The organism is Hafnia psychrotolerans (assembly GCF_014639435.1).
Lineage (GTDB): Bacteria > Pseudomonadota > Gammaproteobacteria > Enterobacterales > Enterobacteriaceae > Ewingella > Ewingella psychrotolerans.
Window position 1 is genome coordinate 348,068 of the sequence record NZ_BMFZ01000001.1, and the last position, 17,620, is coordinate 365,687.

At 48.3% G+C, this 17,620-nt stretch carries 19 protein-coding genes and 3 pseudogenes; 12 read left to right on the forward strand and 10 right to left on the reverse strand.

The window, feature by feature from the left end; genetic code table 11:
* The first annotated feature begins 95 nt into the window (after positions 1 to 95).
* From IEV89_RS01605 to IEV89_RS01625, 5 genes are all read left to right on the forward strand, one after another.
* Positions 96 to 1,529: an MFS transporter gene (locus tag IEV89_RS01605; RefSeq protein ID WP_188469748.1), complete on the forward strand. Its 1,434-nt coding sequence runs from the start codon at positions 96 to 98 to the stop codon at positions 1,527 to 1,529.
* 105 nt (positions 1,530 to 1,634) lie between these two features.
* A complete protein-coding gene (gene dusC / locus IEV89_RS01610) occupies positions 1,635 to 2,564 on the forward strand; it encodes a tRNA dihydrouridine(16) synthase DusC (RefSeq protein WP_188469750.1) in 930 nt (309 codons plus the stop codon).
* A 64-nt stretch (positions 2,565 to 2,628) separates the two neighbouring features.
* A complete protein-coding gene (locus IEV89_RS01615; protein ID WP_188469752.1) occupies positions 2,629 to 3,057 on the forward strand; it encodes a VOC family protein in 429 nt (142 codons plus the stop codon).
* Between the two features lie 246 nt (positions 3,058 to 3,303).
* Entirely contained in the window at positions 3,304 to 4,245 is a 942-nt protein-coding gene (pbpG, locus tag IEV89_RS01620; protein ID WP_188470327.1) for a D-alanyl-D-alanine endopeptidase, read from the forward strand.
* 255 nt (positions 4,246 to 4,500) lie between these two features.
* On the forward strand, positions 4,501 to 5,241 hold the full coding sequence (locus tag IEV89_RS01625) for an SDR family oxidoreductase (RefSeq protein WP_188469754.1): 741 nt from the start codon (positions 4,501 to 4,503) through the stop codon (positions 5,239 to 5,241).
* A 59-nt stretch (positions 5,242 to 5,300) separates the two neighbouring features.
* On the opposite strand, the pseudogene IEV89_RS01630 reads toward IEV89_RS01625, so the two are convergent.
* Positions 5,301 to 5,677 (reverse strand): annotated as a pseudogene (locus IEV89_RS01630) (LysR family transcriptional regulator substrate-binding protein); the annotation flags it as partial.
* Here IEV89_RS01630 and IEV89_RS21590 point away from each other — a divergent pair.
* Positions 5,674 to 5,805: pseudogene (locus IEV89_RS21590) on the forward strand (glutathione binding-like protein); the annotation flags it as partial. The pseudogenes IEV89_RS01630 and IEV89_RS21590 sit on opposite strands and share 4 nt — an antisense overlap.
* 134 nt (positions 5,806 to 5,939) lie before the next feature.
* Positions 5,940 to 6,446, forward strand: coding sequence for a GNAT family N-acetyltransferase (locus IEV89_RS01640; protein ID WP_188469756.1), 507 nt, complete (start codon positions 5,940 to 5,942; stop codon positions 6,444 to 6,446).
* Positions 6,447 to 6,668: 222 nt separating this feature from the next.
* On the opposite strand, the gene IEV89_RS01645 is transcribed toward IEV89_RS01640, so the two are convergent.
* Complete coding sequence (locus tag IEV89_RS01645) at positions 6,669 to 7,571, reverse strand: GGDEF domain-containing protein (protein ID WP_188469758.1); 903 nt, start codon at positions 7,569 to 7,571, stop codon at positions 6,669 to 6,671.
* Between the two features lie 259 nt (positions 7,572 to 7,830).
* Between IEV89_RS01645 and IEV89_RS01650 the strand changes: the two genes are divergently transcribed.
* The 3 genes from IEV89_RS01650 (at position 7,831) to IEV89_RS01660 (ending at position 9,932) form a co-directional block, all read left to right on the forward strand.
* Positions 7,831 to 8,361: a type 2 periplasmic-binding domain-containing protein gene (locus tag IEV89_RS01650; protein ID WP_188469760.1), complete on the forward strand. Its 531-nt coding sequence runs from the start codon at positions 7,831 to 7,833 to the stop codon at positions 8,359 to 8,361.
* An 81-nt stretch (positions 8,362 to 8,442) separates the two neighbouring features.
* Positions 8,443 to 9,480, forward strand: a complete 1,038-nt coding sequence (locus tag IEV89_RS01655; protein WP_188469762.1) for a S66 family peptidase — start codon at positions 8,443 to 8,445, stop codon at positions 9,478 to 9,480.
* A 155-nt stretch (positions 9,481 to 9,635) separates the two neighbouring features.
* Positions 9,636 to 9,932, forward strand: a complete 297-nt coding sequence (locus IEV89_RS01660; protein ID WP_188469764.1) for a cupredoxin domain-containing protein — start codon at positions 9,636 to 9,638, stop codon at positions 9,930 to 9,932.
* Between the two features lie 5 nt (positions 9,933 to 9,937).
* On the opposite strand, the pseudogene IEV89_RS01665 reads toward IEV89_RS01660, so the two are convergent.
* From IEV89_RS01665 to IEV89_RS01695, 8 genes and pseudogenes are all read right to left on the reverse strand, one after another.
* Positions 9,938 to 10,117: pseudogene (locus tag IEV89_RS01665) on the reverse strand (transposase); the annotation flags it as partial.
* 147 nt (positions 10,118 to 10,264) lie between these two features.
* Positions 10,265 to 10,744, reverse strand: a complete 480-nt coding sequence (locus IEV89_RS01670) for a DUF2269 family protein (protein ID WP_188469767.1) — start codon at positions 10,742 to 10,744, stop codon at positions 10,265 to 10,267.
* 102 nt (positions 10,745 to 10,846) lie between these two features.
* On the reverse strand, positions 10,847 to 11,629 hold the full coding sequence (locus tag IEV89_RS01675; RefSeq protein ID WP_188469769.1) for an AraC family transcriptional regulator: 783 nt from the start codon (positions 11,627 to 11,629) through the stop codon (positions 10,847 to 10,849).
* A 24-nt stretch (positions 11,630 to 11,653) separates the two neighbouring features.
* Positions 11,654 to 12,193 carry an MFS transporter gene (locus tag IEV89_RS01680; protein ID WP_268235626.1) on the reverse strand — a complete coding sequence of 180 codons (540 nt, stop codon included), beginning with the start codon at positions 12,191 to 12,193 and terminating at the stop codon, positions 11,654 to 11,656.
* 160 nt (positions 12,194 to 12,353) lie between these two features.
* On the reverse strand, positions 12,354 to 12,875 hold the full coding sequence (locus IEV89_RS01685) for a DinB family protein (RefSeq protein ID WP_188469771.1): 522 nt from the start codon (positions 12,873 to 12,875) through the stop codon (positions 12,354 to 12,356).
* A 236-nt stretch (positions 12,876 to 13,111) separates the two neighbouring features.
* Positions 13,112 to 13,954, reverse strand: a complete 843-nt coding sequence (locus IEV89_RS01690) for a shikimate dehydrogenase family protein (RefSeq protein WP_229746332.1) — start codon at positions 13,952 to 13,954, stop codon at positions 13,112 to 13,114.
* 461 nt (positions 13,955 to 14,415) lie between these two features.
* Positions 14,416 to 14,499 carry a small membrane protein YohP gene (locus tag IEV89_RS22060; protein WP_019105993.1) on the reverse strand — a complete coding sequence of 28 codons (84 nt, stop codon included), beginning with the start codon at positions 14,497 to 14,499 and terminating at the stop codon, positions 14,416 to 14,418.
* Between the two features lie 94 nt (positions 14,500 to 14,593).
* The gene (locus tag IEV89_RS01695; protein ID WP_188469773.1) at positions 14,594 to 15,253 is read right to left on the reverse strand and encodes an aspartate/glutamate racemase family protein; all 660 of its coding nucleotides are present in this window, start codon (positions 15,251 to 15,253) and stop codon (positions 14,594 to 14,596) included.
* 329 nt (positions 15,254 to 15,582) lie between these two features.
* Here IEV89_RS01695 and IEV89_RS01700 point away from each other — a divergent pair, with 329 nt between their 5' ends.
* Both IEV89_RS01700 and IEV89_RS01705 read left to right on the forward strand, forming a co-directional pair.
* Positions 15,583 to 16,173, forward strand: coding sequence for a Yip1 family protein (locus tag IEV89_RS01700; RefSeq protein WP_188469775.1), 591 nt, complete (start codon positions 15,583 to 15,585; stop codon positions 16,171 to 16,173).
* Positions 16,174 to 16,595: 422 nt separating this feature from the next.
* Positions 16,596 to 17,582 (forward strand): coiled-coil domain-containing protein, encoded by a 987-nt coding sequence (locus tag IEV89_RS01705; RefSeq protein ID WP_229746333.1) that lies wholly within the window; start codon positions 16,596 to 16,598, stop codon positions 17,580 to 17,582.
* Positions 17,583 to 17,620 lie beyond the last annotated feature (38 nt).

Below are 17,620 nucleotides of genomic sequence, written 5' to 3' on the forward strand. Positions count from 1 at the left end.
GAATTAGTATTCCAAGATATTTCTTGTTTAATGTTACCACATTCATGACGCGCCACAATAAGGTTCGTGATCAAACAATACTAAGGGAAGAATACATGTCAGAGAATCAGGGCGGCTGGAGCGGGTTATTCAGCGCAGAGAACCGGGGCAGCGCGATTGCGCTCAGCGCTGGCGTCGCGTTGTACGCTACCAACAGTTATATCGTCATCACTATTCTGCCCTCAGTCGTGCAGGATATTGGCGGCCTGACGTGGTACGCGTGGAATATGACATTATTTGTGGTCAGCTCGATTCTCGGTGCGGCATTGTCGGCACGTCTGATGCGTAAAGCGGGGCCGCGCGGTAGTTATCTGACGGCAACCGGTATCTTTATGGTCGGCTCGGCGCTATGTGCGGCGGCACCCAGTATGCCGATTCTACTGCTGGGGCGAGCGATTCAGGGATTAGGCGGCGGGTTCCTGTTCGCACTCTCCTACGCCATGATCAATCTGGTATTTAAAGAGTCGTTGTGGCCGCGCGCTATGGCGCTGATCTCTGCCATGTGGGGCGTCGCGACGTTAGTCGGCCCGGCGATTGGCGGCATCTTTGCTGAACTGCATGCATGGCGTTACGCTTTCGGATTGCTGGTGCCAGTGACCCTGCTATTCGGCGCATTGGTTTGGCATACTTTACCCGCGCAGCAGGCAAAACCGCAGACAGCAGAACCGCTTCCGCTTATTCAACTGGCCTTACTGACCGGCTCGGTGCTGGTGGTGTCGGCCGGAAGTTTATCAGCCCACGGTTGGGTGAACCTCGGCGGTATCGTGGTGGCAATTCTGATGATGCTGTTGCTACGCCAGCGGGAATTCACTGCAAAAGTTCGTTTGCTGCCGCGTCATTCTTTATCACTTTCCTCGCCGCTGTGCTGGTTGTACATGACGATGGCGTTGCTGATGATAGGTCTGGGCTGTGAAATCTACGTGCCTTATATGTTGCAACATCTGCACGGGCAGACACCGCTGGCTGCGGGGTACATTACCGCCGCCGCTGCCGCTGGCTGGACGCTGAGTGAAATGACCAGCGCGGGGTGGACCGGTCGCCGTGTCAATCAGTCGATTGTCTCTGGCCCCGCCATTCTGGCGGTAGGCCTGCTGTTATTGCTGGCGTCAGTGCCGGTGGTTTTCGGTCCACCGTGGTTCAACGTGAGTGGCATTATTCTGGGGCTGACATTGGCCGGTTTCGGTATCGGTCTTGGCTGGCCTCACTTGCTGACTCGCGTATTACAACAGGCCGATGCGCAGGAGAAAGAGACCGCGGGGGCTTCTATTACGCTGGTGCAATCTTTCGCCGCCGCGCTGGGTGCCGCGCTGGCTGGAACCATCGCTAACCTTGCCGGTGTTAACAGTGGCCAGCCTGAAGCGGCCAGTCATGCCGCATTCTGGCTGTTCTTGTTCTTTATCATTCCTTCGGGGCTGGGCATTTTCACCGCCTGGCGTTCGGTGAAGAAACGCCGTATTTCTCACCCGGAAGTGCTTGTATACCCAGAATAAGTGGGTGTGCAGCCCACGCAGCGGTGGCTTGAAGTAGGAAGGGGATATTGCTATAGCAGGGCGTTCACCCGTATTATTGCCCGTCATTTTTTAAGGGTGAACGTCATGCGTGTATTACTGGCTCCGATGGAAGGCGTACTGGATCCTTTGGTCAGAGAACTTTTGACCGAAGTGAATGATTACGACCTATGCATCACCGAGTTTTTGCGCGTGGTCGACATGTTGCTTCCCGCCAAATCCTTCTATCGTCTCTGCCCTGAATTACTTAACCACAGCCGCACACCATCCGGCACCCAGGTTCGCATCCAGTTACTTGGCCAATACCCGCAATGGCTGGCAGAGAATGCTGCGCTGGCAGTACAACTCGGTTCTTACGGCGTTGATCTTAATTGCGGTTGCCCGTCGAAAACGGTGAATGGCAGCGGCGGCGGCGCGACATTGTTGAAAGATCCCGAGCTGATTTATCAGGGCGCTAAAGCCATGCGCGAGGCGGTGCCCGCTGAGTTGCCGGTCACGGTAAAAGTACGTCTCGGCTGGGATTCTCTGGCCCAGAGCTTTGAAATTGCCGATGCGGTACAGCAGGCGGGTGCGACGGAATTAACCGTGCATGGCCGTACTAAGGAAGACGGTTATAAAGCCGAACGTATTAACTGGCCGGCGATAGCGGAGATCCGCCAGCGGCTGACTATTCCCGTGATCGCCAACGGTGAGATTTGGGACTATGCCAGTGCTCAGGCTTGTATGAACGTGACGGGGTGTGACTCGGTAATGATTGGCCGTGGGGCGCTGAATATTCCGAACCTTAGCCGTGTGGTGAAGTACAACGAACCTCGCATGCCGTGGGCTGATGTGATGATCCTGCTGAAAAAATATACCCATTTGGAAAAGCAGGGTGACACCGGTTTGTACCATGTCGCGCGGATCAAACAGTGGCTGGGCTATTTGCGTAAAGAGTACGACGAAGCGACAGAACTCTTCAATGAAGTACGCATGTTGAAAACATCGAAAACGATTAGAGAACGTATTAACCGCTGATTGTTTTCCCTGATTTCTCCGTGCGTGCTGAATGAAAAATAAATCAACACAACGGAGAAATATCATGGGTAACAAAGATATCGGCCTGACCCACATCGCGTTTTCAGTCAAAGATCTTGATGCCAGTCTGGCATTTTATGAAAAATTTGCTGACATGAAAGTGATTCACCAGCGCGGAGAGCGCGGCACTGACGCAAGACCGGTGGCGTGGATCAGCGACATGACCCGTAATTTCGCCATCGTGCTGGTAGAGAACCCAGACTCAACTGACACTAAACTTGGCCCGTTTGGACACCTTGGGGTAGCCTGTAAATCAAAAAATGAGATGGATGCCAAACTGGCGCTGGCACGTGCCGATGGCGTTCTGCGCAAAGAGCCGCAAGATAGTGGCCCGCCGGTAGGCTATTGGGCATTTCTAGACGACCCCGATGGCAATACGCTTGAGCTTTCGTTTGGGCAAGAGATGGGTTATTTGATTGAGACAAGCGAATAGCTTTTTAGGCCTATCCCAGAAAGAAGCGGAGTAACCCTCGCTGGGGCTTTTTTTTATACTGAGGTATCATCTTAGCGCCCCCTCGCAAGTGTTCACTTACTCGTCAGCCCTTATTTTTAGGGCATTTGTGACAGACTTTGTCACAAATGCCTGCATAAAATCCGAGTGTCATCTTGCCTCGCCTCCCTTATAATCCCCGGCAGTTCCGGTGAGTTATTGATGAATTCCCTTTTTAAATACAGAGCAATGCATGTGAAAATCCGTCTTTTGATTCTGAGCCTTTTGGCCTTAAACACAGGCATGATGTCTGTCTGTTCTGCAACGGCTGGCGAAAAACGTGCGCCGGTGACTGCACCTATTGTACAAATTGCTTCCGGCAGTGCCATGGTGGTTGATCTTAAAACCCACGAAGTGATTTATTCCCGAAATCCTGATCAGGTGCGGCCGATTGCCTCACTGACTAAACTGATGACCGCGATGGTAACGCTGGATGCCAAGCTGCCGCTGGACGAAGTGATTTCGGTTGATATCCATAACACCAGCGAAATGCGCGGCGTCTTTTCCCGCGTCAAAGTGAACAGTGAAATTACCCGTCGGCAGATGATACAGTTGGCGCTGATGTCATCTGAAAACCGCGCGGCTGCCAGTCTGGCTGCGCATTATCCCGGTGGCTATGATGCCTTTATCCATGCGATGAACGCCAAAGCCAAACAGTTGGGGATGACCCAAACCCATTATGTCGAACCCACCGGGCTGTCGCCGCGCAACGTGTCTACGGCGCGTGATTTGACGCGTCTGCTGCTGGCTTCGCAAAAATATCCGCTGATTGGCGAGCTAAGCACTACCGCTGAAAAAACGGCGGTCTTCAGCCATCCGGCCTATGCGTTACCTTTCCGTAATACCAACCATTTGATCATGAACCCCAGCTGGAGAATTCAGCTGACCAAAACCGGATATACCGATGAGGCAGGCCACTGTCTTGCGATGCGCGCCACCATTAATGGCAGGCCAGTGACGCTGGTGGTGATGGATGCTTTTGGTAAATTCACCGCATTCGCGGATGCCAACCGTCTGCGTACCTGGATGGAAACCGGCAAAACGGTGTCTGTGCCACAAATCGCCAAAAACTACCGTAAGACTAAAGATCAGCAACGCACTCAGCCAAATATCGAACAAGCTGACGATTAATCGGGTACTGACTTATACGCGGTCTGACCATTTCGGAAGATAAGTTTTGATCAAATCCGACAGACCGCTCAGTGCCAGTAGCAGAGCAGACCTTGAAACAATTCTAAAAACTCATTACAGCGAAATTACGAACTGCCAGTGTATCTAATCTTGGTAGGCCATCCATTAATGTCATGGCTGCATGATGAAACAGATGACGGTTGTGTATATCTTTCGTAAGGTAAATGGCGATTTTAAGGATAAAAGGGAGTAGTTATGAGCAGATTTCACGGCAAACGTTTACTTATAACGGGTGGCACTAGTGGCATGGGGCTGGCCGGTGCACTGCGCATTGTAAAAGAGGGGGGACACGTTGCCATCACAGGGCTCAGTGAAGAACGTCTGGCCCAAGCCCGCAAGCTGTTGCCGGGCACCGCATTGATCCTGAAAAGTGATGCAGCAAGTGAGGCTGATATTGATGCACTCGCAACGGCTGTCAGCGGCTGGGGACACCTTGACGGATTGTGGCTGAATGCGGGTTACACAGAAGTTGGCGCACCGGAATCCGTTACGGCCGACGCCTTTAATCGCATGATGAATGCCAATGTCCGCGGGCCTATGCTTCAGCTTGCATCACTTTCCAACCTGTTGAATCCCGGCGCATCCGTGTTGGTCACCGCATCGTCTTCGGTCTACGAAGGTGCGGCAATGACGAGCCTATATGCTGCAACCAAAGGCGCCGTTGTCGCCATGGTAAAAAGCTGGGCCGCCTCGCTTGCTACGCGCAACATTCGCGCCAACACGCTGGTACCAGGGCCAATCGAGACTAATTTTAGACACTTCATGCCCGATGAGTTGCGGCAACAGTTTGAAGATTTTGTGGTAAGCCAAGTGCCACTCCGGCGAGCCGGTACCGCTGATGAAGCTGCCGCCGTCGCACTTTTTCTGCTCTCAGATGATGCGTCTTACGTAACCGGAAGCCAGTATGCTGTGGACGGCGGACTGGTTCACTATTGATTAAGAAACTGAATTAAGTCTTCAACAGCAGAACACCCTCCTTTGCGCAGCCCTTTAAGTCATGCCTGCGTCGCTAGAGAAGACTTTCCGGCTTTCGAACAAACGAGCCCAAATTCTCGGTGTATAGGTGGTATCACTGGCACCACGCACAGGCCGCGCAATTCTTCCGGCAGGGTTGATTTAGGTACAAGCGCTACTCCCATGCCTTCACGTACTGTCACGCGTACGTCAGATCGTGCAAGCCAGACTGTTTCATCAGACTTTTTCCATTCACTACACAGCCGCCTGTCGCGAGAATAAAGGGTTGGGCTGCCAGTTCTTCAAGCGTTATGCCGCACTCCCTTTTATGGCGTGCCTGCACATGACGGGCTGGTAATACCGCCACCCATGCATCCTGGCCTAATACAACTTCTGCACGTCCAGGAATGGGGTTCATTTTTTCGTGAGAAGCTATTCAGGCGGTTCGATTTCCTCCAGGATACGCTCTCCGGGGAAGCTTATCTGATGAGCTTGTCGTTCAGCGTTGCTGATGCCTACCTTTTCACCGTGCTGGGCTGGTGTAAAGTCGTTGGCGACCTTATGCCAGGAGCTGGCATTAACGCTTTGGGCTTACAACAAAGATGCGTCGTAGATACGTTATTATTGTAAGTTGATACCATTGTGGGTGAGTAAAAATTTGCGGTAGCAAGGAGCTCGGAATGAAAACACTTAGTGTGCGCCGTCTTAATGTGAATGATCTTGACGATTTTAGACGAGTAAGGCTGGAAGCACTGCGGCTTCATCCTGACGCTTTTGGTGCCTCCTATGAGGACTGGAATAAGAAACCAACACAGTTCTTTGCTGAGCGGTTACTGGGCGATTGTGTCTTTGGAGGATTCGATCTTCAGAACACCTTACAGGGTATCATTGGCGTTAGTTGTAGTGCCGCCCCAAAGCTAAGCCATATTGCCACTATCTGGGGAATGTATGTCCGTGCCGAGATGAGAGGTTCGGGCCTTTCCCGAGCGCTTTTAGCCGCAGCGCTGGAGGCTGCTAAATCAGCCCGGACAATAAAACTTTCAGTAGTAACGACTAATCACGCAGCACAAGCTCTTTATCGTTCTTTTGGATTCACTGAATGGGCAACAGATACCGCTGCGTTATTTGTTAATGGTGTATTTCATGATGAATGTCTTATGAGGCGAGAGTCTGAGTCCGATTTGTAACCGAATTATTGGGTAAATCGGCGTGATTTTGACCCGTTTTACAGAAGCTGGGATCATTCGCCGTTCGTAAGGCCGTCATTGTGACATAAATATTTTCACTCAGATCCTCAGATCCGGACGTGACCGTATTCTGCAATGCGGCAAAAAATTGAGAGCAGGTCAATGAGTACTATCTGTTGTAATTATAATAATCCTATTGAATACATCATCATTTATTTTAAATCACTCCGACCACATAATTTTACCACGCCCTGATTTTTTGGCTTCATATAATATAACATCAACTCTTTTCAATAGTTCTTTTACGGTTTCTGCTTCTTTTTTAATGCCACCGCCGATACTAATTGAAAGGAATGCATTCTCGTTAATTTTTATTTTATTTGATGCATTGAAAACATCGGTTGCAATTTTTTTAACCTGATTTTCTGATGTATTTTTTATTAATATAGCAAACTCCTCGCCACCTATTCTGGCAGGCATCGATAGTTCACTACAAAAATGTGAAAGGACCTCACCAAAATCACTAAGAACAAGATCGCCAACATCATGACCATAAGTGTCATTAATTTTTTTAAAATGATCGATATCTATTAATAATAGCGCAAACCGTTCATTTTCCAGATCATCGAGATGCTTGATAAAAAATCTCCTATTGGGTAATTTTGTTAGTTCATCACTAAAAGATTGTATATTTGCTTCAGAGTGCATAAAGCCAAGTTTCCTGACTAATTTAAAACTAAAAAAACAAACAATGAACATCCCTATAGTTTTAAGAAAATCTTCGCAATAAAAAGCCATCCATTTCGGCTGATAGGTAAACTCATCTGATAAATCAAAGGTCTGACCTGCAATCCATAGCACAAATCCAGCTCTGATAATATAAATCTTATAGTTATAGACTGGAATGCTACAGGATAATACAAACAGTGAAACCAGAAAAAAAACAGAAAGCATATCGAAATATAAACCGGCTTTCAAAAATGGGGAAATATCGTTCAAAACACCCAGCATGCTTACATTCACTGATAAGATTATGACTATCATTAAAAAAATTGGAAGTATCACCTTTATAATTAGATGACTTGTTTTGACCTTCTTCCCCCAAAAATTATCTTTTCCCAGCAATTTAGAATCCTCTTGAAATAGTTGACCATGGTACTTATATCAACACAAAACATGTTATTTTTAACACAAAAATTGAATGCATCAACCTCGTAAGGGAGCCGCCGTATTGAAACTGCGGCCTTCAGTTTTCAGAATTCAGTGGGCCTCGCTTGACGGTGAAAGCTTGAATAGTCTGGGCGCCTTTACAGTGAACCGTCCTTCAGAAAGGGCTTCGAAAACTGACTTTACCATAGAGACATCTTTGAGATAATGAAAAACAATGGGGTATGTGTGTGAGTTGGATTTAGCGATAGTGATGAGGATTTCTGGCGGCGGTATTCACACTAAGACCGGAAGAGAAAAAGTGTTATTTCGCGAACTTCTACGGTGGATTGAAGCAGCGAAGGGTACTCAACAAAGTCTGTCTGCTCCGATTTCACTTACTTTGCTATCCGAAGGCTGCACGTTGCATAAGATAGCCTGTCAGACATTAAAAAAACATCACCGACCTGATGTTATTCGCCCTATCGCGTCTGGAGTGCGCGGTTTACCTGAGTCGGTTACCGCGGGACTCGGTATTGGCTGCCTAAATCTTTCCGCTATTCATCCCACAGAGATGTTCTCTCCCACCGCGTTAGCATTGCCGGAGCTGCCTGATGCTGAATTTGTGCTCTACAGTCGGGATTTCAGTGATGCAACCAAGCTACGCACCTGCGCGTCATTCAGCCAGATCCTTGTACTCACGCTCGATCAGGTATCTGGGAGGATGTCGTGTGATGAATATCCGCTTCGCAAAAATGAGGCTGTGTGAATCAGCAGATTAGCTGATTTTACATCCAGGCTTAATTTATGGATTATGGATTCTCACGTTTGTATTAAAAAGGTTTTAAATATGAGTGCTCGCTTTCCGCCCAAGCTGGTTGCTGGAGATTTGATTGCGGTAACCGCTCCATCTTCTGGTGTACCTCAGCATCTGCATCCCCGGCTGGAACTTGCCATCGCTAATCTCAAGAAAAAAGGTTTCCGAGTTCGCGAAGGAAGATGCTTGCGTTCGCAGCATAAAAATCAAAGCGCTTGTAAAGTCTCACGAGCAGACGAGCTGATGTCTTATCTTACTGATCCGGAAGTAAAAGCTGTTATGCCTCCATGGGGCGGCGATCTTGCTATGGAGCTGCTTGAACTGATTGATTTCAACCTGTTAGCTGAGTCTGAACCAAAATGGTTTGTGGGCTTTTCAGACCTGAGTACACTTCATTTTCCACTCACTACGCTTTCTGGCTGGGCAACGCTGCATGGACCGAACCTCATGGATCTTGGTGCTCAAGCGTTAGATTCTACCACTCAGGCTGTATGGGAAATTTTGGGATCTGCCCGAGGAACTGTTATTAAACAGCATTCTTCAAAAGCCTTTCAAACGGATGAAAATCAGTGGGGAACAGCGACAAATGAAGGTTTCAATCTGACGCAAAAAACACAGTGGAAACACCTTGATGGCGTGACATCTTCAGCCAGCTTTAGTGGATGCCTAATTGGTGGCTGCCTCGAAATAATATCGAGGTTAGCGGGTACGCGGTTCGGAAATCTACCTTTATTCAAGGCACAGAATAGCGGTGAAGGCGTTATTCTCTATTTTGAAAACGTGGAAATGGCTCCCTGTGAATTAACACGCGCATTATTCAGCTTACGCTTACAGGGTTGGTTTAATAATTTAAGCGGTATTCTCATCGGTAGAAGTGCGGTACCTGACGTAAGCGATCCGACTAAGCATAACTATATGGACGCCCTCAGAGCCGCTCTTGGCGATATTGCTGTTCCCGTGCTTTATGATGTTGATATTGGTCACATACCGCCTCAACTTTCTTTGGTGAATGGAGCAAGTGCAACCGTCTTATTCACTGAAAATGGCAGTTCAGTCACTCAGCAACTCTAGACGAAACCATGTTAAGGGTAAAAGCGGATGTATCTCGCATCACGGTGTGACAATCAACAGCACTATATTGTAACTTTCTTACTCTTTTTGCCGTATCAGGAATGTAGACTTCTATATGGATGTCATATGTATTTACGTTTAAAGGAATAACGTTCATGCCATGCTTAAAAAATTATGCTTATGCCCCCTTTATCTTGCTGCTTCATGGTGTAGCAGTATCGGCTTCACCCGGTATGCTTTATGCTGATGATAATAAAGACTATTTATTACCACCAGAAGCAACGTCAACATTATCTTGGGAGAAAAGTGAGTCTCAAGCTGATAAAACGCCATATTGCCTTACCCCTAGCGATCCGGGATGCAGCAATATGTGGCAAAAGGAAAAAGAAAAGGAGAATGACGAGCGAATACAACATTACCAGCAAAAAAAATTCTATAACTCTCTTAAGTGATTTGCTCAAAAATTTATATTCAGTTTCCTATAGTGGAACATTACGCCTAGCCTGAAACGTTCTTTGTCCCTGAGCAGCCGTATTTTGCTGTTAAGGGACTCCGTATTCCCATTCGATACCCGTTTTTTCATCGCATTCAGGATAGCGTGAAGTCGCTTTGCTACCCTGTGTGCAATGCGGGGCATGGTACGCTGAGGCGGGACGATATTTTGATAGAAAGGACGCCGGATTCGATCCTTGCGTCCTTTTTGAGCAGCGAAGATACGTGCTGTATCGATTGGCTCAGTCAAAATGAGGTGGTTATTAGCTCAGTCTTATCTACCACGTTTTTATTATCTGGAAAATGGCGTTGCGTCGAGAAGATTAAAATTAAGCTGGCTGTGAACCAACATGATAACAAAAATGAGTACCGTGCTGAGCATTTGTGCAGTGACCGCTTGGTGCAGTCTGTCGGTATTCTCTGACCATTGACTATCACTAGGTTGGAGATTCGCGAGTGCATCATTGGCCGGGTCACGTATACGTTTTTCCACAATAGAATCGAAGATGAAAATAACGACGCTGAGGATAAACCACAGCTGAAATATACGGTGCCAGTCTTGCAGATAAAACATGCCGATACCGGTCAAAATTAACACCCACCCGGCAATATTGTAATAAGTATCAGTGGTATTCAGTCCGCTTAACAGCCATGCCTTGTTGTCGGCGTGACAGTTTTTCAGCCTGCGGGATAACCAAGGGGCAAAGATCATTGGTCCGACGGCAACGACGGCAGCTAACACATGTACAACTTTAATCAGGTCATAATTCATCGTAACTCTTCCAGTAAAATCAATAAGTCGTGATAAATTACTGGCGAGCGTTAGTGTTAAGAATGTTCAAAAATGACTTCTTTAAGAACAAAACTGACAACCTTAATCAGCCTGATGTGCAGTACTCAAATTCAGCGCCTGTAAATATCGGCGAACTTCCCCCGGACAGTTATCCGCCACACGTCTAAACCAGTGACCGAAAGAATCACCTGAAGAAAATCCTAACATCATCGAAAGCTGTTCATTCGTTGCGCCGTTTGCCAGACCTTGCCACGCGACGGCCAGCAGCATGCGATTGTGCCATTCGGTATAACGTAAACCCGTATCTTTACGAAACAGCCGTGCCAGGGTTCTTTCTGTTGCACCGACTTTAGCTCCCCACTGGGCCAGACTGAGACGCTGTGACGGATTGCCCAACAGGCTGTCGGTGACCTTTTTCAGGCGGGGATCCTTAGGCAGCGGCAGCGTTAAATTGCTGGCTGGCATCTCCTCAATTTCTTCAAACAGCAGCTGCAACATGTTATTACGGCGTTTTATACAAACCGGACGATCGGCACTGGCAAGACGATCGCACAGCGCGGTTATCAGAAAGGAGGCCTCAATAAGTTTGACCTCAGAGACAAAAGAATCACACAGTTCCGGCGCGATATACATGACGGTAAGGTCAACGCGATTATAAGCTTCCCCCGAATGCAGGGTATTGGGCGGTATCCATACCGCCATGCCTGACTTCATTAACCAGTGTTGCTCCTGAGTGTGTCCGTGCAGCACACCGTGTTTCACCAAAACAAACTGTCCGAGTGGGTGACGGTGAGGTAGATGCTCATCTTCATCTACCCGGTCGAGCACACGTTCAATAACAAGCGCATCGTTTTCTAACGTCATTGCTTCCCTTCATTTTCTTAAATACTAAGCTGAATAACCTTTCGGCAACCATAGCGTAAAGACTAAGCCAACCAGCATGCAAACCCCTAGCGTGGCGAAGCATCCCTGGAAAGCATAGACCTCAGATAAACGCAGTTGGAGTGTGGCGAGGGCATTAACACCCAGTGCCGCGCCCATATTTCGCAAGAATTGTACCGTTGCAGTCCAGGCACCGAGGTGTTCTGCCGGTACCTTGTTTTGGGTAAAGACTAACGTGGTGGTTGCCGCAAACCCCATGCCAAGACCAATCATTAATAATGCGCCTGCAATAATATATCGGCTTTGGTGCGAGAGGCCGGGCATGACAAGGAAAGCGCCAAGTGTAAGCAGTAGCATGCCGATAAAGGCATTTTTTCTGTAACCGGACTTCGCTAATCTCGCGCCACAAACGGCTGCCCCGATAACCCATCCCAACGCCGCAAGCATAATTAATAATCCCGTTGAGGCGGCTTGCTGATTAAGCGCTAAGGGTAATAAAGTCACGGAAGTATATAGCCCTGCGCTTGACAGCAAAACCAAAGTCACTCTTCCGTTTAAAGCTATCAAAGATGTTTCTGGGGGCAGCAGAGAGTCAGAAGCGGCATTCCTGAATCATTGGAGTACCCGATCACTCGCCAAAATGCTGGGATGTTTAAAGCGGCTTTCAGGTCACTACTCAACGAAAACCGCTTATACCGGGATGATCTTACTGGTTATGATCCCTCAGGAAAACGGTCAGAACGTCCTTCGCAGGTGTCCCACCACATTCCGAAACCAGCCAGCCTACAGCGCCTCGATGGTATGTTCCGTGAAAAAGCACGTGGTTGAGCATATCAATGGCTTTCATCTCTCCGTCACCTCCATCCACGAACCTGAATTTAATCGTTTCACCGAGGTTTGCTACAGTCATCGAGTTGACATGCTGGATATACCAGTCCGTACATTCGGCCATTTTCACTTTAAGCTCATCTAATGATGGCGTTTCTCGTGTATTCAGGGCCGTGTAACCATGTTGCTGACCCGTGATATTAGCTCTGAAAATCATATCCACTACGTGTATATGGTTCATCAGCCTTAGCATCAGGTGATGTTTCTCCACGTAAAAGGAGCTGTCTATCTCTTGTATTGCCTGGAGTGTTTCGGAATCAATCCAGCGTTTATATTTCAGCAACGTAACTATTGTGTCTTTATCCCTGATTGGCTCCAGATTTTTATGCGCAGATATCATATCAAAAGACCGGCACTGAGTTCCTCATCGCATTAACGAATCAGAATGCCAGCTTGCACCACGGTTGTTCTGCCAGGTTTCTCGTCGGTCAGAATACCTCGCGGTTCGTGATGTATTCACTGTGGCATGACGTCCTTCACTCTTGACCCGTTGAACTCACTGCTCGTAGAAAAGATGGCGGCCTTTTAGCTGAACTGCGTTGTGAAATAAGTGGACGTTGTGAACCTGACGGAGCATTAATTTTCCAAACGAAGCATGAAATCCAGCATTAACTTAATCTGGGCATCAAGCATCGCTCTACCTGTGTGAATGGGAAGTTTTTGCTGTTCAGCCAGACTGATTAGACGGGTTTTTTCAGGAAAAATCACGATGTCGCAGACAAGGGTCTTTGGCCCCAGCTTTTCAATAGAGAAAGGCAAATCAGTGTTTTCCCCCATCCCCAAAGATGTCGCATTGATTGCAATATCGACCTGTTCCGGAATGTTAGTACCGACATTTATGTTTATATTTGGGAAAAGACCAGAAAGCTTTTTAATCAGTTCAACTGACTTTTCCAGCGTCCGGTTATAAATGAGTAGTTCAGCAGGTTTTCGGTCGGCCATGGCGTGTGCGATGGCTGAGCCAGCACCCCCTGTCCCAGCCAGGTAAATCTTGCTACCTTCAATATTGATCCCACGATTCAAAAGACTCAATGCAAACCCTTCACCGTCAAGCATATCGCCGTACAACAATCCTTCGTTATCTCTTCTGATAACATTACACCCCCCAACCGCCACCGCAGTTTCACTGGCTGAATCAATAAATGAAAGCGTCCGCTGCTTGTGGGGCATGGTTATAATAGCCCCCCGAAAATTCAGCATAGATTTTAGGCCATCAAGTACATTCTGAAGGCCGATAGGTTTTACATGAAGCGGTACCATCAACACGTCGGAGATATTTTCTGTGTGAAGCGCTGTATTTATCATAAGCGGTGCGCTTACCTGAACTATCGGATCTCCGATGATGGATAAAAGTTGCAATTTCCCGCTCACGATACTGAGTTCATTCATATCTGTCCCCATAGAAAGATCTTCAATCATTTGATGCTACATACGAGGATAAGTTAATCCGATGTCAGCGTCATTTGGTTGATGTCAGCCTTGCGCTTGTTGAAAAAGTATCACCTTGAGGGTGAGACCTCATTCGAAAAATGGCTAGTTGCACTTCTGGACAGAGCGTCTTTCAGCGTCAATGCCCATTCCTCGCACATTGTGGCAGTTACACCTTTATGGTATTGCTTTTGTTGAATTCTTCATGGAGAGAGGTAAGCCAAAAATGACAGAACGAGGCAGTATCTTCGATACCATCATTAACCGGACCGATTCTCCCTCAATCAAGTGGGGTCGTTACCAAAGGGCTGAAATTATTTCATTTGGTACCGCCGACATGGATTTTCAGTCCCCACCATGTATTCGTGATGCACTAATATAAAAAAACCGCCTCAGTGTTAGCTGTAGGCGGTTTTTTTTCAGCAAAATCGAATGTAGGGCAGAACAACCGGTTAGAAGATCAGTTTGAATACGCCGGTCAGGGTCAGTAAACCGACAATAAAAATAATGGCGATGATCCACAGTATAATTTTCATGCGCTATCCCTCAAGATGGTGTTGTCGGTAAAATCATCTTCTGTAAGCCGATGATATCCTTCACACAGTATAGGCAAGATCGCAGATTTTGCTGTTAACCTTCCTCAAATTGCCTTTTGCGCAGATGTTCAATGGCCACACGCAATCCACAGCGCGGGCTGGTGAGCGGCACGCCAAACTGAGTTAATTCGGCGGCACCTGACATCGAAGCCTGTGCCAGTGCTACCCGGTCGACACCTTGCTGGAATGCACGGTCGGCAGCGGCAGCAACATTCTGCAAATATCCGGCGATATCCCCGGCCATAAATTTTTCCCATGCCCCTTCAACCCACTTAAATTCCATTTCCGCCTGGGGGTGATGGTTAACCTGTTCAAACAGTTTTTTCGTCGGTTCCAACGTCGTTTGCACGGCATAGAGTACCTGTGTTTTGCCCGCTCGGGACATCGCCTGTATGGCTAAAGCCTGGTCGACACGCCATACCGGCACCAAAGCCAGATCACTGGCGACAGCGGCGGCCGGTCCCAAGGTTGAACAGGTTAGCAACACCAGATCTGCCGTTTGTGCCAGTTCCAGTAGCACGTCGACGGTCTGCTGCTGAATGTCGGCAGTCAGCCCGCCAGCATTCGCCGCAGCCAGTAAAAGATCGGGGCGTAAATGATGAGACAACCGGTCTGGTGTCAGGCCTAGTTGGTCGGCTGTAGCGTTGAAAACCGCGATATTGCTGTCGGCGGTATGTAAACAGGCTATGCGCAAAGTGGCTCCGAAGGTGATGGGGTGATAGACACCGCTTATATAATGTTCAGCATTATAGGCGCAGGGTGGTGAAAATCATTCAGGAAATAAAGGTAAAGAAGACAAACAGGATTGCTCTTACAAGATGGGGATAACTGCGGTGAGGTTATGTTTGCGGCTTAAGGTTGAATGTTGCCGTTTTGATCATAACTAAGCACATCGCCGATGGGGGACTATAATTAACTCAGGCCGCCACCTTCTTTATGCCCCAAGACACTACTGTCCCCGGCATCCCGGAAGGATATTTCACCCGCGCCGCTGGCGGCTTTCGGCGTTGATGGGGGTGTACTATGGTCAATCATGTCTGGGGACTGATGTCCCATCCCGGCCCTGAACTGCAACGAATCCAGCGTGAGAGGGAAACTGTCTCACACCTTTATTATCATCACGTATTGTTACTGGCGCTGATCCCGGTGGTGTGTTCCTTTATCGGTACCACTCAACTGGGGTGGAATTTTGGCGATGGTCAGAACCTGCTGGTCTCCCTGTTCACTGCCGCCTACATTGCCGTAATTTTTTACGTCATGATGTTGGGCGCCGTGGCACTCATGGGGCGGATAATCTACTGGATGGCACGCCGTTATGACAGCCGCCCAACGCTCGATAGCTGCATCGTTTTCGCTGGGTATGTGGCGACGCCGATGTTCCTGAGCGGTATTGTCGCGCTCTACCCGATGGTCTGGTTATGCCTGTTTGTCGGGCTGATAGGTCTTTGCTACAGCGGTTATCTGCTGTATCTCGGTATTCCTAACTTCCTCAATATCGACCAACGCGAAGGATTTCTGTTCTCCAGTTCAACGTTGGCAATGGGCGTTTTGGTGCTGGAGTTGCTGCTGGCACTGACCGTATTGATGTGGGGTTACGGAACGAAACTATTTTGAGGCTTTGATGCAATTTCCCCGCCTGCGGGCGGGGATCTCACTTCAGTCTGATCTATCTCTGCATCACATCGACAAAGAAAGCCGGAATAGGCTAACCTGACTCCGGCTTACTTTCTGCGCCATCCTGCCTAAAGTCCGCTATTGTGGCTAAACAAAAAAGTGCTGCCTGTCATACGTAGGCGCAATGAATCCGCCTATACTCGCGCTTAAGATAGCCCGAAAAAAAGAAATCCTCTTTTATACCCAGAGTTATTGGATTTTGATACACATCAGCGCTGTATTAGGTGTGTCCTAAATATTTATTGCGAGTGAGCGCGACAAAAATGAGCGTTATTCAGAGCCTTATCAAACAAGCATTTGGAACCACTAACGGTCATGAAGCTGCCAGTTTTTTGGCTAGCGCCTGCAACCGGATGAAGACGATGGATAAAATCTTCATCGCCCGAGAAGTGGAAAGTGCGCTCAAAGGTGTCAGCTTCATTCGTCCCGACGCAGAGAGCAGCGTAAAAGCTAAGACAAAAACGATCTATAAGGACTCCGCCGTCACGCTCGAGAAGCTGGCCATGTTGGAAAGGCAGGTTCGCAGCCTGACTAACGAACTTGCCGTGACACGCAGTAAAGTCAGCAACAGCAATGCAGAAGATGTTGAGCGGATGAAAACGGAGATCCTCCGCCTGAATACGCGGATGACAGAACTACAACGACAGTCAGAAATACAGAAAAAACAGTACGCCGACGAGCTGGCATTGATTCGCACACGCCAGTGGACAGCGGGGAATTCAAATTCTGTCGAGCTGGATGCGGCGAATGATTTGATCACCTACATCGGCAGCCAGATGGCCGCACTGGCTTCGACACGCGATGCCCTGCAACAGCGTTTAAACCAGGTGGAAACCGACTCTAACTGCCGGGTGCGTGAGGAAGAAGATAAACGCCACGCATCAAACCGCAGGGCGGATGGCAACTACGCACTGCTCGGGCAGCAGAAAGAATTGACCTTAGAGGCTAACCGTAAAATCACTCGGCTTCGCGCGAGTCTCAAACTCGAAGAGCTTGAAGGGTTGTCTGCGAAAAATGAAACGGCGAAATTGAAAAAACAGATCGCTGAACTGGAAGATGAAAACAGCCAGTTAGCGGAGGAATCCCGCAATAATTATGATGACTGTGAGAGGCTGAGCAACGCCCTGGAACGCATTGCTAAAGAGTTTGCTGCCTATAAAGCGAAAAAAGAACGTTTCACCCGATGGTTCCACGCGCCGAGTGCCATGATGAGCCTTGCGGCGATGGGGTTCATGATGTACTCCGAAGCACAACCCGGACACCTGTTGGAGAGCTTCACTCCCGCCGTTTTTCTGGGGGTGGTGGTCTATGCGCTTTCCCACATGATCGTCTGGAGCCGGAAAGTGTAACGGCAAAGCCATCGCTGGCATGGATTGCCAAACCTTTC